Here is a 17,849-nt window from a genome sequence, read left to right as displayed (position 1 = left end):
CAAGGACTAAAAAGATCAACAACTAAATTTTAAAACTCATGTGATGAGAACATATCTTTTCATACTACTTACAGCACTGGTAACATCTTGTGCTCAACCCCAAAAACAAGTTAGTAAAACTGCTATCTTGATTACAGATGCTAATATTGTAGATGTAAGTAACGGTACTATTATCGAAAAACAACAAATTGTAATCGATTCTGGAAAAATAAAAAGGCTTACTAATACTATAGAAAACCCAGAAGGATATACTACAAAGATCAATGCAGAAGGAAAATACATCATTCCTGGATTAGCAGAAATGCATGCTCATATACCACAACCTTCGACATCAAAAGAACGTATCGAGGAGGTTTTGTTTTTATATCTTTCTAATGGGATAACAACAATACGTGGTATGCTTGGTAATCCTTCTCACTTAAAATTAAGACAACGTGCGGAGACAGGTGACATCTTAAGCCCTAGAATTTTTACCTCTAGCCCATCTCTTAATGGAAATTCGGTAAAAACAAAAGAAGAAGTCATTGCCAAAGTAACAGCTTACCAAAAAGAAGGCTATGATTTCTTAAAAATCCATCCCGGTATTACAATAGAAGTATTTGATCAATTGGTAAAAACTGCCAACGAAGTAGGTATTCCTTTTTCTGGGCATGTTCCTGTTGATGTTGGTATACGACATGCTATAGAAAGTAAATACGCCTCTATTGATCATATCGATGGATTTTTAGAAGGACTGGTTCCCGAATCCGAAAACGTAAACCCGGGAGATAACGGCTTCTTTGGATACAATTTCACTCCGCTGGCAGATAAATCCAAAATTGATGAATTAGTACAGCTTGCAAAAGACAATAATATCTGGATCGTTCCTACTCAAAGCTTATTTGAAAGATGGTTTGCTCCTGTAACTGCTGATGAATTATTGAAAGGTCATGAAATGAAATATATGCCCGCTTCTACATTGCAAAACTGGAAACAAAGAAAAAGTCAATATACCGAAGAGAATCCTAGTTTTAATAAAGAACAATGGCAACAATTTAATACTATAAGAAGAACGCTACTTAAAAAACTACACGATAATGGACATCAAATATTATTAGGTTCGGATGCTCCGCAATTATTTAATGTTCCCGGATTCTCAATTCATCACGAAATCGACGGAATGATAACAGCAGGGTTAACACCGCTAGATGTGCTGCAATCGGGGACAATTAATCCTGCTCTCTTTTTTGGTAAGGAAGATACATTTGGACAAATAAAAGAAGGATTAGATGCCGATATTGTTATACTGGATACAAATCCACTAGAAAATAGTAAAGCCTTAAAACAAGTTTCTGGTGTACTGATTAGAGGGCAATGGTTGCCCAAAGAAACCATAGATCAAAAATTGCAGGAAATTGCTCAGAATGCTAGTAAAAATTAAAAATACTAATTACTATACCTTAAAAATGAAAAATATATTTTCTTTATTCATTACAATGTTTGTTATTTCGCTTTACGCGGAAGCACAAAACGTTAAAGTTCCTATCGATACCACTATAGTAACAAATCATACAACTACAATAAAAGGAAAGGCTGTTGCATACAAAGCAACAGTGGGATTTCAACCGATTTGGGATGAAACAGGAGCGCCTATAGCTTCTTTATGTTATACCTATTACAAAAGATCTGACATCAAAAATGATGAAAACCGACCTTTACTCATTTCATTTAATGGTGGTCCCGGATCGGCTTCAGTTTGGATGCATATTGCCTATACAGGTCCCCGTATTCTTAAGATCGATAATGAAGGGTTTCCTGTACAACCTTATGGAATCAAAGCCAATCCTAATTCGGTATTGGATGTAGCAGATATTGTTTTTGTAAATCCTGTAAACACAGGGTATTCTAGAATGATCCCAGGAAAAGATGAAAAAATGCCTGATAAAAAGTTATTCTTTGGGGTAAAAGCAGATGTAAAATACTTAGCCGATTGGATCAATACGTTTGTAACCCGAAATAATCGTTGGCGATCTCCAAAATACCTTATCGGAGAAAGCTATGGAACAACACGAGTTTCTGGGCTGGCTCTTGAGTTACAAAATCGCCAGTGGATGTATCTTAATGGAGTGATATTAGTCTCTCCTACAGAAATAGGTTTTAAATTTGATGGCCCTGTAGAAGTAGCAAACCGATTACCCTATTTTGCAGCAGCAGCATGGTATCATAAAATGTTACCTCCAGAGCTTCAGAACAAAGATTTACTCGAAGTACTTCTTGAAGTAGAAAACTATACGATCAATGAACTGCTTCCGGCAATTGTAAAAAGCGGATATCTGGATACTACCAAAAAAGAAGAAGTTATCAATAAGATGGCTTATTACTCTGGACTTTCTAAGAAAACAATACGACAGCATAATCTTGAAGTACCAAAATCATATTTCTGGAAAGATCTTTTACGAGATAAAGAAGGATATACGATTGGCCGATTGGATTCTCGATACAAAGGAATGGATATAAAGGATGCTGGAGATAATCCTGATTATAATAGTGAGCTAACTTCATGGCTTCATTCATTTACACCAGCTATCAACTATTACTATAGCCAGGAATTAAAATTTAAAACCGACTTAAAATACAATATGTTTGGCCCGGTAAGACCTTGGGATAGAACCAAAGGTAATAATACCGGTGAAAACTTAAGAAAAGCCATGGCAATGAACGCCAACTTGCACACTATGATTCAATCGGGTTATTATGATGGTGCTACTACTTATTTTAATGCTAAATATGTAATGTGGCAACTCAACGCGAATGGAAAACTTAAAGATCGTCTAAGTTTTAAAGGATATCGAAGTGGTCATATGATGTACCTTCGTAATGAAGATCTTATTAAGGCCAATGATGATATCAGAACATTTATTACCAAATCATCAGTCAATATAAATAAAGGATCAAAATATTAAATTATGGCTGCTATTATTAAAATCAAACCTTTAGGTTTTCCATGGGAAACCAGCGATCCATTTTTATTCTGTGCTTATCATGAGGATCAATATCCAAAAGGAAACGGAAAATTAGGCCCCGATGCATCACTAGAAGGCCGTAATATCGGTCAGGATTTTACTCTTAAAGATGGGTGGCGAATGTATCATGGAACCAAAATACCTGGTTTCCCTGCACATCCTCATCGTGGTTTTGAAACGGTTACAATTGCCCAAAAAGGATTGGTGGATCATTCTGATTCACTTGGAGCTGCAGGACGTTTTGGTAATGGTGATGTACAATGGATGACCGCTGGTAAAGGCGTACAACATTCTGAAATGTTTCCTTTGCTACATACCCAAAAAGAAAATCCGTTTTTGTTATTTCAGATTTGGCTTAACCTTCCGAGAGACAAAAAAATGGTAGAGCCACATTTTAAAATGCTCTGGAGTGAAGAGGTTCCTAAAATAAAGAAACAAGATGAGCATGGGTATGCAACTGAGGTTACTTTAATTGCAGGAAAATTAGATGATATAACAGCTCCCTCTCCAGCCCCTGATTCCTGGGCAGCAGATCCAAATAATGAAATCGCTATATGGACTATCAAAATAGATCCTAATGCAACGTTTATCTTCCCTACGGCTTCTAAAGGGATAAACAGATCGTTATATTTCTTTAAGGGAACCGAAGTTACGAGTGAAGGATATACTATTCCTGTACATCATGAAATCATTCTAAATGCAGATCAGGAATTCATCTTAAAAAATGGTAATACAGAAGCCCATGTATTATTATTGCAAGGTAAACCAATGAATGAACCTGTAGTGAAACATGGACCATTTGTTATGAATAGCCAGATAGAAATTAGAGAGGCTATACAAGAGTATCAACAAACAGAATTTGGAGGCTGGCCCTGGGACAGTTATGATCATGTTCATTCTCCTTCTAAAGGTAGGTTTGCTTTATATCCTGATGGTACAGAAATAAAAAAGTAATATATCCGATCTTAATAGTTGAATAAATAATGCTTATCTTTAATTCTAACATGTATTAACAATATCATTATCATCACCTTAGAAGATTTGATTTAAATGCGTAATCGAAAAACGTTTCTTTTACTCCTCCCGTTTTTTCTGTGTTCAATTCTATTTTTTTCTTGCTCAAAAGAAAAAATATTAACGAACGCTGAAGCGGATTGGTTAAAACAAAATGATTCTATTACAATAGCTTTATTTCCGTATTACCCACCATATCAATTCATAAATGACCATACTACTATTGAAGGTATTTTTATTGAATATTTTAACCTGATTGAGGATAAAATAGATCATAAATTTAAAAGAAGGTATTATTCTGATTGGTCCGAACTGGTTAAGGATGCCAAAAGTAAAAAGATTGATATGATTCTGGAAGCTCAACAAACCTGGGATCGTAGTCAATATCTAAACTTTTATACCGAATTCTTTGACACTCCTTTTGTTCTTGTAGCTTCAAAAGATACTCCCGATGGACTTACTTTAAAAGATTTTAGTACCAAAACCATAACTGTTCCCCTTGGGTACTCCTCAGAAGAATACTTAAGAAAAAAACATCCCGAAATTAAACTTAAAACCTACCTCAACGAAAGTATCGCTCTACAAAAGGTGCAGATAGGAGAGCACAATGCATATTTTGGCCCAAAAACCGTGGCAAATTTTTTAATAAAATCCAAAAACTTCGACAATCTTAAAATCATAGCCGAAACTAAATATTCTTACATTCCTAGTATTGCTGTTGATAAAGACAATACTGTTTTAAATAAAATCATTCAAAAAACTATTAGCAATATTTCTGATAGCGAAAAACAAAATATTGTAGAAAACTGGCTTTACATTAAAACAATACCATTTTATAAAAATCCCAATTTTTTGATTCCTTTAGTCCTTTTTATATTATTGGGCCTGCTCATTGTTTTAGGAATCAACTTTTATTTAGGATACATCGTAAAACACAAGACAAAAGCACTAAGAATAGCAAAGGATAATGCCGAAAAGGATAATCAATTAAAAACAGCATTTATCCATAATATATCACATGAAATCCGAACACCAATGAATGGTATCATTGGTTTTTCTAGACTTCTTAAAGAATCGAATACAACAGATAATCAAAAAGCAAAATACACCAAAATTATAGTTAAAAGCAGTAAACAATTAATTGATAGTATGGATAACATACTTGAAATTTCGAAACTACAAACTGGGCAAGTTATTCTTATCCAGGAAGAAACCGATCTTTACGAAGTTTTTGACATTGTTTTTTCGACTTTCGAAATAAAAGCAAAGAAAAAAGGAATCTCACTTATACTTAATAATAACCTGTTAGATGATCAACGCTATGTGCTTATTGATAGATCTAAACTTATCAAAATTATAAATAGTCTCGTTAAAAATGCGGTAAAATATACCAAAAGAGGAGCTGTACTTATTTCGGTTATGGTACAAACAGATCATTTGATTATTAATGTACGAGACTCGGGAATTGGAATTAACCCCAAGAATCAACAGCTTATATTTAAAAGGTTTTCTCAATCAGAAAATCAAATTTCAAGAAAATATGGAGGATTAGGGTTAGGACTTACCATAGCCAAAGAGTATACAAACTTAATGAAAGGTGAGTTATCTTTTTCCTCTATTCCTGACAAAGGATCTACATTTAGAATCGTATTACCTTATCATCCTATTCTGGTAACCAATCCTCTTAATGCAATATCGACTACATTATCTAAAGAAGCAAAAACCAACCAGCATTCTATCCTGATTGCAGAAGATGGTGACGTTAATTTTTTGGTTCTTAAAACAATTTTACTAAAAATAGAAAACTATCACTTTACCATTCACCGCGCTAAAGATGGAAAAGAAGCAGTAACATTTATTAAAGAAAACAATTCTATTAGTCTGGTATTTATGGATATGAAGATGCCCGAAATGGATGGATATGATGCTACAGTACTTATAAAGAAATTACATCCAGAACTACCTGTGATTGCACAAACAGCGTATGCTAACAAAGAAGATATACTAAATGTTTTTGCCGCTGGATGCGATGATTTTATTGCAAAACCAGTTGATCCAGAAATTTTGAAAAAAGTAATTCACAAGTATTTATCCGTATACTCTTTTTAAAATAAATACAATTCTTTGGGATATAAAAATTTATGAATTATGAATTTATATTAATTCACTTTGTTCTATAAATAAGACAGGTGTTTCTTGAAAGTGTTACTATTAAATAGTATCTTTATTAATAAGGAGCAAGAAAAGTAAGGGATAACTAGTAAAAAGCTATGGCAAAAAAATTACTATATATTTTCTGTTCTTTTAGTATATGGATAGGATCTTTTTCTTGTTCAAAATCTACAATTCTAAGTGACAAAGAGAAAGATTGGTTACAAAACAATGATAGTATATCTGTCGGGCTTTTTCCATATTATGCTCCATATCAATTCATTAATGAAAATGAAGAAATAGATGGTATCTTAATTGATTACCTCTCTCTTATCGAAAAGAAAATAGGTCATAAATTTCAACGAAAACTATATACCAATTGGGAACAACTTCTAAATGATGCAAAAAATAACAAAATTGAAATCATTTTAGAAATTCAACAAACTAATAAAAGGGATGCTTATCTTAATTTCTACTCACAACTCTTTGAATCTAGTCATACTATTGTAACTCAAAAAAACATCGATTACGGAACAGATCTAAAAGACTATAATGATAAAATAATTACGGTTCCAAAAGATTATGCTATATATGAAATTTTGAAAGAATATGAGAAAGACCTCAACATTTCTACAGAAATAGACGATTTAAGTTGTTTGAAAAAAGTTAGTTCTGGAAAATACCATGCTTATATAGGACCAAAAGCAGTAGCTAATTACCTCATAAAAACAGAAAAACTAGATAATCTCAAAATTGTTTCAGAAACTCAATATACATATTCTCCTAGTCTCGCGGTGCAAAAAAGTAATACTATGCTTAGCGAAATTATTTCTAAGACTACTGGTAATATTACTGATCGCGAAAAGGAAATCATTTTTGATAATTGGTTATATCATACCGTTATTCCTTTTTATAAAAAGGCAAGCTTCTGGATTACTCTTACCGGGATTATTCTACTGTCGCTAGTTGTCATTCTTCTTCTTAACAGATATCTTAAATACTTAATCAAACAAAAAACAAAAGAATTAAAAATTGCTAAAGAACGGGCTGAAGAGAGTAATAAATTAAAAACTGCATTTATTCACAATATTTCTCATGAAGTACGTACTCCTATGAATGGTATTATTGGCTTTTCTGAATTACTTAATGATCCACAAATCACACCGGATCAACAAAAAGAATATTCAAAAATTATTATAAATAGTAGCAATCAATTAATCAATATTATCGATGATATCATCGAAATCTCAAAATTAGAGACGAATCAGGTCGAAGTTCGTTTTGAAGAAATAAATATTAACGAAACATTAAAAACACTATTTTCCGATTTTCAGAGTAAAGCGATTAGCAAAAATATTGCAATATACCTCAATAATAAATTGACCGATGATCAGGGCATCATACTTATGGATAAGTTAAAAATCCATAAGATTCTACAAAATCTTATTGATAATGCAATCAAATTTACAGCCAAAGGTATGATCGAAATTTCTAGTGAAATTGAAAATAGTTCTCTGGTAATTACGATAATAGATACAGGAATAGGTATCAAACCCGAAGATCAGGAGTTAATATTTAGAAACTTCTCACAGTCTGAGAAAGAAGTTACAAAAAGCTATGATGGCCTTGGGTTGGGCTTATCAATTGCTCAGAAAAATGCCAAATTAATTGGAGGTAATGTTACTTTTGTTTCAATGGTTAATAAAGGTTCTATATTTACATTAACAGTACCATACCATCCTATTGTTAATCCTCTTACACCTGATATTCCCTCGAATAAAGAAAAGGCTCCAGACATTCCCATAAAACAGGTTATTTTAATTGTAGAAGACGGTGATGTGAATTTTTTATTCCTTAAAACGATATTATTAAAAATGAAAGGATATAAATTTGTAATTCATCGTGCAGAAAATGGAAAGAAAGCAGTAGAGATTTGCAAAAAAAATGACCATATCGATTTAATTCTCATGGATATAAGAATGCCCGTAATGGATGGTTACACAGCTACAAGAAAGATAAAAAAGATGAGACCCGGATTACCCATAGTAGCACAAACAGCATACTCTACAGAAGAAGATATCCAAAAAGCATTAGATGCAGGTTGTGATGATTTTGTTTCTAAACCTGTAGATAGAAAAATACTGAAACCTATTATCAATAAATACTTTTCAGTATTTTCAAAATCAAAATTTACTTAAAATTTAAATGTCAATCAAGAATGAATATTTAGGGTTTCTAAATAGTAAGCCCTTATGGAATGATAAAGCTTTTTTGGACCTATCGCCTTTTGGTATCGAAGAGGTACTAGAAAACAACGTTTTACCCGATGCAACAGAAATTAATATTCGGGATAACGAAGTATTAGGCAAGCGTATAGAATACTTTTTTGAATATTGTATTACCAATTCTGATCGTTATGAGGTTATAGCAAAGAATATTCAAGTATATCACGATAAAATTACAATCGGAGAATTAGATTTTCTAATAAAAGATCATAGAGATAATAAGACTTTACATATTGAAATTGTATACAAATTTTATCTGTATGATTCATTAATTGACGGTGAGCTGCAACAATGGATTGGTCCAAACCGTAAAGATACCTTACTTCAAAAAATAGAAAAATTAAAAACAAAACAATTGCCTTTACTCTATAGAGACGAAACTCTGCCTATTCTGGAAGATTTACAAATAGATCCAAAAAGCATTCATCAACAGGTATGTTATATGGCGAATCTTTTTGTTCCTTTTTCTATGAAGAATGAGCTGCTCCCTATTGTAAACAATCAATGTATTGTTGGTTTTTGGCTAAGATCAGGAGCTTTTACCTTAGAACAATATGGTAATTGTTATTTTGATATTCCGAAGAAAAAAGATTGGGTTACCGATCCAAAACATGGTGACACCTGGTTTTCTTTTGATGATATAAAAGAACAGGTACAGGTATCATTGTCACAAAAAAAATCTCCATTACTCTGGATGAGAAGTAATGAAGATTCTTATGAACGTTTTTTTATAGTTTGGTGGTGATTTATTGTATTTGAATTAGATTAAATGGTAAATCAATGTATTCTAATATTTTCAACTTTTAAATCTGGATTAGTACCCTCTAACCAATTTGTTTCTGAATTAATAACTTGAATGTTTGAAATGATACCACTAGCTCCACTAACATTAAAAGCCTTATAAACGCCTGAAAGTATTACTTCAGAAATTGTAATATTATGAATTTTTTGAATAGAACCTCCAGAAGAAATCCTAAAAGCCGCTTCTCTAGCACTATTATTTGGGTCAGCTTTATGACCTCGAATATCATGTCCAACAACATTAGAAACAATAACATTAGATGTGTTACTATTTGAGTTAATATCTATATTGAAAAGGTTAGTCCCTCCTTGTTGAATAACGTCCCTAACAATTATATGATCTGTTCTTGTAGGAACATTCCAATTCGTGTGGGGTTGGAGAGCAATTCCCCTTTGTCCATTATAGCAGTTTATGGTTACATTTAAAATTTTTATATTCTTGGCATTCAATATTCCTAGTGCATTGTCGTATTTACTTTTAGGTATATAAATACCTCCATATAAAGTTACATTTACAACCGAATAAGGAGACGTTTCGGTTAAGTCTCTAAGTTTCCCTATGTTAATTAAACCTCCAGTATCAGTTGCTGGAAATGTTTGTGGCAACCCATGAGGTGCAGGTGTATTATACCATAATAGGTAACTATCCTTAAAAGCTTGACATACGTCCCTATCTTCATTGACTCCGATAAAAGTAGCGCCACTAAAATCATAATAGTGGTTGTTTTGATTTAAATGTAAAGTCTTTTCAAGTAGAAATTTTCCATTTGCTACAAATTTTTGAACACTTGGAAATGATTCAATTGCTTTTTGAAAATTTTGACCACACGGAATAACACCAGTATCATCAATATCCCACCACTGTGGTATTACATAATTGTTTTTTAAATTGCCTCTAACTTTGCCATCATCTAAGGTAAAATCCCACCTATCCCAAAAACAATCTTCGACAGTTCCATTATCATCTAAATCGAAAATTTGATATTGACCTGCATTAATACTACCATTTATGGTTAGTGTAGTATTACCCTTTATTATAAATTTATTCCCTTTAAAAAATTTCAGCTCGATACCTTTTGGAATATTGAAATCAACACGAACTTCTATATCTCCTTTTATTGTAATAGTACCATTTCCATTAAGACTTGTAACTGCATCTGATAAAACATTATTAATATTTGGGTCATTATCCTGTATTCCTCCAGAAATAATAAATTCTGTTGTTTGCTGCCCCAATGAAATAAATGATGACAACATTAATAGTGATGTGAATATTTTAATCATTTGAATTAAGTTTTTGTGTGTATCTATATATGTCTTAATGATTAAAAATGTTACTTAGCTTTTATATTTTTTGTAATTCTGAATAATGTTTTTTAGAAATGGAAGGAACTACTTATAACAATAAAGCATAATTAGTATATCATTTCTAACTTGAATTGATATTAATTATTTTGTTTCTATAACAATAGAGCCAGCGGCAAAATCATGAATTGCTTTTCTTTTTTCATTCCCAGTTACTGTTACCAAAGAAATCCATCCTAGCGAGAATTTTATTAAGAATCGTATAAGCGCTTTAAGGAAGGTAATATTTTTATTATGATCTTCCTCTCTTTTCACTACAATATTACTAAAAGAATGCCCTACAGTGCCTCCATACCTAGCCGTCAATATTGGATCATAAAGGACAAAAATGAAAATAAAAGCTATAATTCTAAAAAAAACAGGAACCTCGTTAAACAAAGCGAAGATTTCTGTTATAACAAACATTAGTGCAATTAAAACTATTCCATCTACCACAACAGCTTTTATTCTGTCTGGTAAAAATGCATATTTCTTTTCCATAATTTTAGTGATATTTGCTAATACTGTTAAGTATATGTCATAATCAACTAATATGTTACCTAACTATCTCAAATGCGTATTTGTTTCTATACTATCATTCTAAAACCTTTGCATTAATCATTATATTTACTACTATAATCCGCTTATATAACTTCCATAAAGATCGTTAAAACGAAATCCTTCAGATAATCTATATTTACTTAGTTTTTTATATTCTACTAATCCCCACAATAAGAATTCCATCATAAAATAGCTGTCTTCTATACTAGTTTCAGATTGATATTCATTAATGAGACTCTTGAGAGGAGTAATAGCATCTAGTTTTTCTTTATACTCTTTGTCTGATATATCATCTAACAATTCGAATCCACTCTGTTCAAAAAACCAATTTATCAGATTCTGATATGGGCTTTCATAGCCTTCTTTTTCTAGTTTTTCGATTTTCGGAAAGTATTCGGAAAACAAAGTCTTAATAGCATCAGAAATTAAGGAATGGGCTACAGAGGCAGCTCCCTCCTGTTCTCCTTCATATACCAATTCTACTTTACCCGTAATAGCAGGAATAATACCTATAAAATCACTTAATCGTAATAGTGTTTGATCATCATCAGATCGCAATGCTCGGTATTCTGCCATACTTAACAAATTTTCATAGGCAGTAATACTCATTCTGGCACTAATACCACTTTTATGATCAATGAACTCACTTTCTCTAGCCTGAAAACTAATTTGTTCTAATAAGTCCTTTGCAATATCTGGTACATAAACCAAATCAGCCTGCCTTGAATCTAATTTAGCTTCTTGTTGGGTAATGGTTTTTGCTATTTCTATAGTCTTGGGATAGTGGGTAAGAATCTGTGAACCTATTCTATCTTTTAAAGGGGTTACAATGCTTCCGCGATTAGTATAATCCTCTGGATTTGCTGTAAACACAAATTGTATATCTAATGGTAGTCGAAGTTTAAACCCTCTAATCTGGATATCGCCTTCCTGTAAAATATTAAATAGTGCCACCTGGATACGAGCCTGTAAATCTGGTAATTCATTAATTACAAAAATACTTCGGTTTGCTCTTGGAATCATCCCAAAATGAATCACACGATCATCTGCGTAACTTAATTTTAGATTAGCAGCTTTAATTGGATCTACATCTCCTATTATATCAGCCACAGTAACATCTGGAGTTGCTAATTTTTCTGCAAAACGTTCTGATCGATGCAACCAACTAATGGGAGTATCATCACCTTTCTCTTCTATTAAATTAGTAGCATATCTCGAAATAGGGTGAAACGGATCATCACTAATTTCTGAACCTTCTACTGCAGGAACCCACTCATCCAGAAGATTAATCATTTGTCGTGCTAAACGAGTTTTTGCCTGGCCACGTAATCCTAATAAGTTAATATTATGCCTGGAAAGAATTGCTCTTTCTAATTCGGGAATCACCGTATTTTCATACCCATGAATTCCTGTAAAGGTTTCTTCATTATTACTAATCTTAGTTCTTAGATTATTTCTTAATTCATCTTTTATCGATATACTTTTATATCCAGATTTTTTTAATTGGCCTAATGTCTTTATTTCTAAAATTTTCATCTTTTCTTTTTCGTTCTAACAAGTACTTCTAAATTCAAAACAAATTTATCCTCGTATTCTTTTTTTTCTATTCGTTTCATAGTCTTCAAAAATCATTTCACCTAGTCCATTAAGGCCTGTATAAAATGCTTTCCCTTGATTCGCATGGGTAAACTCTCTTACAAACTGCATTAAGTAAGGATCTTGTGCAATCATGAAAGTAGTTATGGGTATATGCAATTTTCTGGCCTGTTGAGCCATCATATAGCATTTGCTTACAATATACCGGTCTAATCCATTACTATTCTTATAGTATTGCCCATCTGGCATTCTTAAACAACTTGGTTTACCATCGGTAATCATAAAAACCTGCTTATTTGTATTACGTTTTCTTCGTAACATATCCATAGCCAACTGTAAACCTGCTACGGTATTCGTATGATATGGTCCTACCTGTAAATATGGTAAATCTTTGATCGCGATTGGCCATGCATCATTACCAAAAACTAATATATCCAATGTATCTTTAGGATATTTGGTAATGATAAGTTCTGCTAGTGCCATTGCAACTTTCTTGGCAGGAGTAATACGATCCTCTCCATACAAAATCATACTGTGACTAATATCAATCATCAATACCGTACTCATTTGTGCCTTAAACTGGGTTTCTTCGACTACAAGATCATCTTCTGTTAGATTTAAATCACCAATACCATGATTGATTTGCGCATTTTTAAGGCTTTCTGTTATTGATATTTGTTCTAACGAATCTCCATACTGATAATTACGAAACTCTCCAGAATGTTCATCTCCTTTGCCAATATAATTTGTTCTGTGATTACCTGCTCCACTTCGTTTTAGCTTTCCGAAAATTTGATCCAATGCTCTTTTTCGAATTGCCTGCTCGGTTTTGGCGGTAATAGACATTCCTCCTTTTCCATCTGGTTTTATCTCTTCTCGAATGTACCCTTTCTTCTTTAAATCCTCTACAAAATCATCTAGTGTGTAATTCTCATCGGTAAGTTGATATTCTTTATCTAATTCTTTCATCCAGTCTAAAGCTTCATCAAGATCTCCCGAAGTATGGGTGATAACTTCCTGAAAAATATCAAAAAGCTTATCAAACGGAGATTGTTCTGGTGCCTCAAATATTTTGAATGCAAAGCCTTTCCTAAATACTTTTTTTTCTTTTTTCATTAGATAAAGTTAGTATAATTTATAAAAGATAAGAACTTATTACCTATCGAAGAAATGAGAATTAACATTTGTTTTTGAGAACTTTTATTAGAAAACAACTTATTGCATTGTAACGAAGTACAAACAATTGTTATCTTTGAAAAGAAGGTAGCTGTTTTTTAGTTACATGCTATACCATTAATTTGATCACACAATTATATCATTCTCACTCATGAAAAAATCTATTGTACTCACGTTACTTTTTCTTTTTACAATCTCAATTTCGGCACAGGATGATGCTGAAAAAGTAAAATCTACTGTTTCTAAAAGTGAAATCGAAGGGCATATTTATTTTCTGGCTTCAGATGAACTAAAAGGTAGACAAACCGGAAGTCCCGAAAACAAAATTGCTGCGCAATATCTGGCAAATATGTTACGAGGGTATGGGGTAAAACCAATTCCTGAGACAACTAGTTATTTTCAAAATGTAGAACTGGAGAAAACATCTGGAGCTACAAAGACAGAATTTAAAACAGGAGCTTTAGTGCTTAATAAAATAGCTACAATAACATCTGGAAATGCCAATTATAAAGGAAAAGCTATTTTCTTAAATCACGGTCTTGAAGAAGATTATAATACTATTGATGTAAAAGGGAAATATGTAATTGTTAGTATAGGAACTAAAGACAATAAAAATATCAGACCTGCCTTTTCTAAATCTAAAGAAAAAAATGAGCTCGCTAAACAAAAAGGTGCTATTGGTATTATAGAGGTTGCTAATTTTGATGACCCTACATGGATGAGATTAGATCATTATCTCAATGGTGAAAAAATGATTGTTGCTGATCAAAATAAAGATTCTGACAGCTTTTCGCATACATGGATAAATGACCAAAATGAAGATATCAGTAAACTCTTTGTAAAGAATAAGGAGATTGATATTGAATTCACTGTTGAAGGAATTAAAAAAAGTGCTGTTGCCTCACAAAACGTAGTTGGTTATGTAGAAGGTACTGATCCCAAACTTAAAAATGAATATATCATTTATTCTGCTCACTACGATCACGTGGGTATTGGTAAGGCAGTTGAAAATGATTCGATTTACAATGGAGCCAGAGATAATGCTGTAGGTACTGTTACTGTACTTTCTGCTGCAGAAAACATTGCAAAATATCCAACCAAAAGATCAGCGCTCTTTATTCTATTCACTGGAGAAGAAAAAGGTCTTTTAGGAAGTAGTTGGTATGTAAATCACCCGGTAATTCCTTTACATCAAATGGTATATTGCTTTAATAGTGATAATGGAGGCTATAATGATACAACACTGGCAACTATTATTGGTTTAAGCAGAACAACCGCACAAAAAGATATTGAAGATGCTGCTACCAAATTTGGACTAAAAGCCATTGATGATCCCGCTCCCGAGCAAGGGTTATTTGACCGATCCGATAATGTAAACTTTGCCGCAAAAGGAATTCCTGCACCTACTTTTAGTATGGGATTCACTGCTTTTGACGAAGAAATCACAAAATATTACCACCAGGTTACCGATAATCCTGACACCTTAGATTATGATTATTTATTGAAGTTTTTTCAGTCTTATGTTTTAGCGTGTAGAAACATAGCTAATAATGCTACAACTCCTTTTTGGGTAGAAGGAGATAAATACTATGAAGCTGGTAAAAAACTATATAAGAAATAAGAATAAAGTAATTACCATATAAAACACTATGGTATATTTAGTTATTTGATAATAAAATGAGGTGAAAACTTAGAATTTTAAGAGAATTTACCATTTTTTTAACATAATAATATCATAAAAAGGGGATTTAAGTACTAATTTTACAATACCCCCTTTTAAGATAATTGTTAAAGCACTATAACAAATACATATGACAATAAACGTAAACCCAATGTAATTGCATATTATTCAGTGATGTAGTATGTAGTTCACAAAATCGTTAGATTATGAAAAATTACATACCCCTTCTATTCCTGTTTTTCTCATTTTTAATATTTCCTAATAATAGTATTGAAGCATATTCATACGAAATTACTATTGATCAAAGTCAAACCCCTCGTGATCGTAAACTTTCTACGGAAGAAGTAAAAGAAAGAGGTCTTGATCTTTTGGCGAATCAAATTGTCGAAAATATTGATGAAATTGATTTACGCAAAACAGCAAGATCTGCGATTTTTGAAACATCTTATGGTTTTAGATGGAAAATGGTTAATTTACATACCGGTAAAGTAATCATTGTAAAAGTTGATAAAAACTTTCATCTTATTTCTGCACGAAATAGAGACAAATCAAAGGTTATGATACCTTAACAAAAAACAGATAACAAATAAATATTTTTTCTTTCTACCATTTCTTTTATTGGACACATTGAAACTACTTCAAGTATTACCTAATACTCTTGAAGCAATATTTCTGCGCTTTGGGGTAACTATTTAATTCTTTTATCTATACTTTTATCAATCATTTACTAAACTTATGATTTCTTAATAACGCCATCGTATGAATGTAAGTATTAAAAAAATAGGAGCCATATCCGGCCCTGCAATTTTTTTTCTTGTATTATTTTTTTTTCATCCCGATGGTTTAAGTAAAGAAGCCAATGCTATATTGGCTAGTACATTATGGGTTGCTATATGGTGGATTACAGAAGCTATTCCTATTGCAGCCACTTCGCTATTGCCCATTATTTTATTTCCGTTATCTGGTGGTTTGGATATCAAAACGACAACTGCAGCATTCGGTAATCATAATATTTTCCTATATGCTGGTGGGTTTATATTAGCCATTGGAATTGAAAGATGGAATTTACATAAACGTATAGCGTTAAGCATTATAAATGTTATTGGCACTAATGTTAAAACGATGATTCTTGGTTTCATGATTGCTACGGCATTTTTATCTATGTGGATTTCTAACACCGCAACATCTGTAATGATGTTACCTATTGGCATTGCTATAATCACTCAACTTACCGATAATCCAAATACTATCGAAGATGAAAATAAAATCTTCGGAAAAGCATTAATGCTTGCCATAGCATATAGCGCATCTATAGGAGGTGTTGCCTCACTTATTGGAACTCCTACTAATCTTATTCTAGCAGGAATTGTTAAAGAAATCTATGGTTTCGAAATAACGTTTACTAATTGGATTGTCATAGGTTTGCCCATTTCTGTAGTGATGTTGTTTATCTGTTGGCGTTATTTGGTTCAAATAGCTTTTTCTTTTAAACAAAAAGAATTTCCGGGAGGGAAAAATGAGGTAAAAAGACAATTAAAAGAATTAGGTAAAATATCTTTTGAAGAAAAACTGGTACTTGCAGTATTTATATTCACCGCTTTTGCCTGGATTACAAGGTCCTTTTTATTACAACCTATTTTTTCGGCTATAGATGATACTATAATTGCTATTATTGCAGCATTACTTCTTTTTCTTCTACCCAGTCGGGAAAAAGGAAAACCATTAATGAACTGGACATCTGCGATAAAATTACCATGGGGTGTACTTTTACTTTTTGGCGGTGGTCTTGCTTTGGCTTCGGGTTTTAAAGAATCGGGATTAGCACTGTGGATAGGTACGCAAATGACATTACTACAAGGAGTTTATTTGATTACTCTTTTAGCCTTTATCGTTACTGCTGTAAATTTCTTAACCGAAATCACATCAAATGTTGCCACTACGTCAATGTTATTGCCTGTTTTAGCGTCATTGGCGCTATCACTTGATGTACATCCTTTTATTCTCATGGTAGGTGCAACAATCGCGGCATCATGTGCATTTATGCTTCCGGTAGCTACTCCGCCTAACGCAGTAGTATTTGGCTCGGGTTATTTAACCATTCCTGATATGATGAAAAAAGGATTTTGGCTAAATATCATATCCATTATCCTAATTATAGTAATCACTTACTATCTGCTCCCCTACTTCTGGGATTTTGATCCTTCATCTTTTCCACAGGAATTTAAAAAAGTATAATTG

At 32.4% G+C, this 17,849-nt stretch carries 13 protein-coding genes; 9 read left to right on the top strand and 4 right to left on the bottom strand.

What is annotated here, in order from left to right:
• Positions 1–43 precede the first annotated feature (43 nt).
• The 6 genes from Z054_RS0115300 to Z054_RS0115275 all read left to right on the top strand — a co-directional run bounded on the left by Z054_RS0115300 (position 44) and on the right by Z054_RS0115275 (position 9,197).
• Entirely contained in the window at positions 44–1,420 is a 1,377-nt protein-coding gene (locus tag Z054_RS0115300; RefSeq protein WP_024770926.1) for an amidohydrolase family protein, read from the top strand.
• Positions 1,421–1,445: 25 nt separating this feature from the next.
• The gene (locus tag Z054_RS0115295) at positions 1,446–2,942 is read left to right on the top strand and encodes a S10 family peptidase (protein WP_024770925.1); all 1,497 of its coding nucleotides are present in this window, start codon (positions 1,446–1,448) and stop codon (positions 2,940–2,942) included.
• A 3-nt stretch (positions 2,943–2,945) separates the two neighbouring features.
• The gene (locus Z054_RS0115290) at positions 2,946–3,956 is read left to right on the top strand and encodes a pirin family protein (protein ID WP_024770924.1); all 1,011 of its coding nucleotides are present in this window, start codon (positions 2,946–2,948) and stop codon (positions 3,954–3,956) included.
• Between the two features lie 96 nt (positions 3,957–4,052).
• Complete coding sequence (locus Z054_RS0115285; RefSeq protein ID WP_024770923.1) at positions 4,053–6,125, top strand: ATP-binding protein; 2,073 nt, start codon at positions 4,053–4,055, stop codon at positions 6,123–6,125.
• A gap of 161 nt (positions 6,126–6,286) precedes the next feature.
• On the top strand, positions 6,287–8,365 hold the full coding sequence (locus Z054_RS0115280; protein ID WP_024770922.1) for a response regulator: 2,079 nt from the start codon (positions 6,287–6,289) through the stop codon (positions 8,363–8,365).
• 7 nt (positions 8,366–8,372) lie between these two features.
• On the top strand, positions 8,373–9,197 hold the full coding sequence (locus tag Z054_RS0115275; protein WP_024770921.1) for a DUF1853 family protein: 825 nt from the start codon (positions 8,373–8,375) through the stop codon (positions 9,195–9,197).
• 32 nt (positions 9,198–9,229) lie between these two features.
• On the opposite strand, the gene Z054_RS0115270 is transcribed toward Z054_RS0115275, so the two are convergent.
• The 4 genes from Z054_RS0115270 to Z054_RS0115255 all read right to left on the bottom strand — a co-directional run bounded on the left by Z054_RS0115270 (position 9,230) and on the right by Z054_RS0115255 (position 13,870).
• Complete coding sequence (locus Z054_RS0115270; protein ID WP_152538573.1) at positions 9,230–10,537, bottom strand: hypothetical protein; 1,308 nt, start codon at positions 10,535–10,537, stop codon at positions 9,230–9,232.
• Between the two features lie 165 nt (positions 10,538–10,702).
• The gene (locus Z054_RS0115265) at positions 10,703–11,098 is read right to left on the bottom strand and encodes an RDD family protein (protein ID WP_024770919.1); all 396 of its coding nucleotides are present in this window, start codon (positions 11,096–11,098) and stop codon (positions 10,703–10,705) included.
• A gap of 132 nt (positions 11,099–11,230) precedes the next feature.
• A complete protein-coding gene (locus tag Z054_RS0115260; RefSeq protein WP_024770918.1) occupies positions 11,231–12,694 on the bottom strand; it encodes a sigma 54-interacting transcriptional regulator in 1,464 nt (487 codons plus the stop codon).
• Between the two features lie 45 nt (positions 12,695–12,739).
• Positions 12,740–13,870: a vWA domain-containing protein gene (locus tag Z054_RS0115255; protein ID WP_024770917.1), complete on the bottom strand. Its 1,131-nt coding sequence runs from the start codon at positions 13,868–13,870 to the stop codon at positions 12,740–12,742.
• Positions 13,871–14,081: 211 nt separating this feature from the next.
• Here Z054_RS0115255 and Z054_RS0115250 point away from each other — a divergent pair, with 211 nt between their 5' ends.
• The 3 genes from Z054_RS0115250 (at position 14,082) to Z054_RS0115240 (ending at position 17,846) form a co-directional block, all read left to right on the top strand.
• Positions 14,082–15,551: a M28 family peptidase gene (locus tag Z054_RS0115250; RefSeq protein ID WP_024770916.1), complete on the top strand. Its 1,470-nt coding sequence runs from the start codon at positions 14,082–14,084 to the stop codon at positions 15,549–15,551.
• A 266-nt stretch (positions 15,552–15,817) separates the two neighbouring features.
• Positions 15,818–16,180, top strand: coding sequence for a hypothetical protein (locus Z054_RS0115245; RefSeq protein ID WP_024770915.1), 363 nt, complete (start codon positions 15,818–15,820; stop codon positions 16,178–16,180).
• 190 nt (positions 16,181–16,370) lie between these two features.
• Positions 16,371–17,846, top strand: a complete 1,476-nt coding sequence (locus tag Z054_RS0115240; protein ID WP_024770914.1) for an SLC13 family permease — start codon at positions 16,371–16,373, stop codon at positions 17,844–17,846.
• Positions 17,847–17,849: the final 3 nt, after the last annotated feature.

The organism is Aquimarina macrocephali JAMB N27 (assembly GCF_000520995.1).
Classification (GTDB): domain Bacteria; phylum Bacteroidota; class Bacteroidia; order Flavobacteriales; family Flavobacteriaceae; genus Aquimarina; species Aquimarina macrocephali.
Note: the sequence above shows the minus strand (reverse complement) of the source record. Positions and strands in the feature narration are given on the sequence as shown.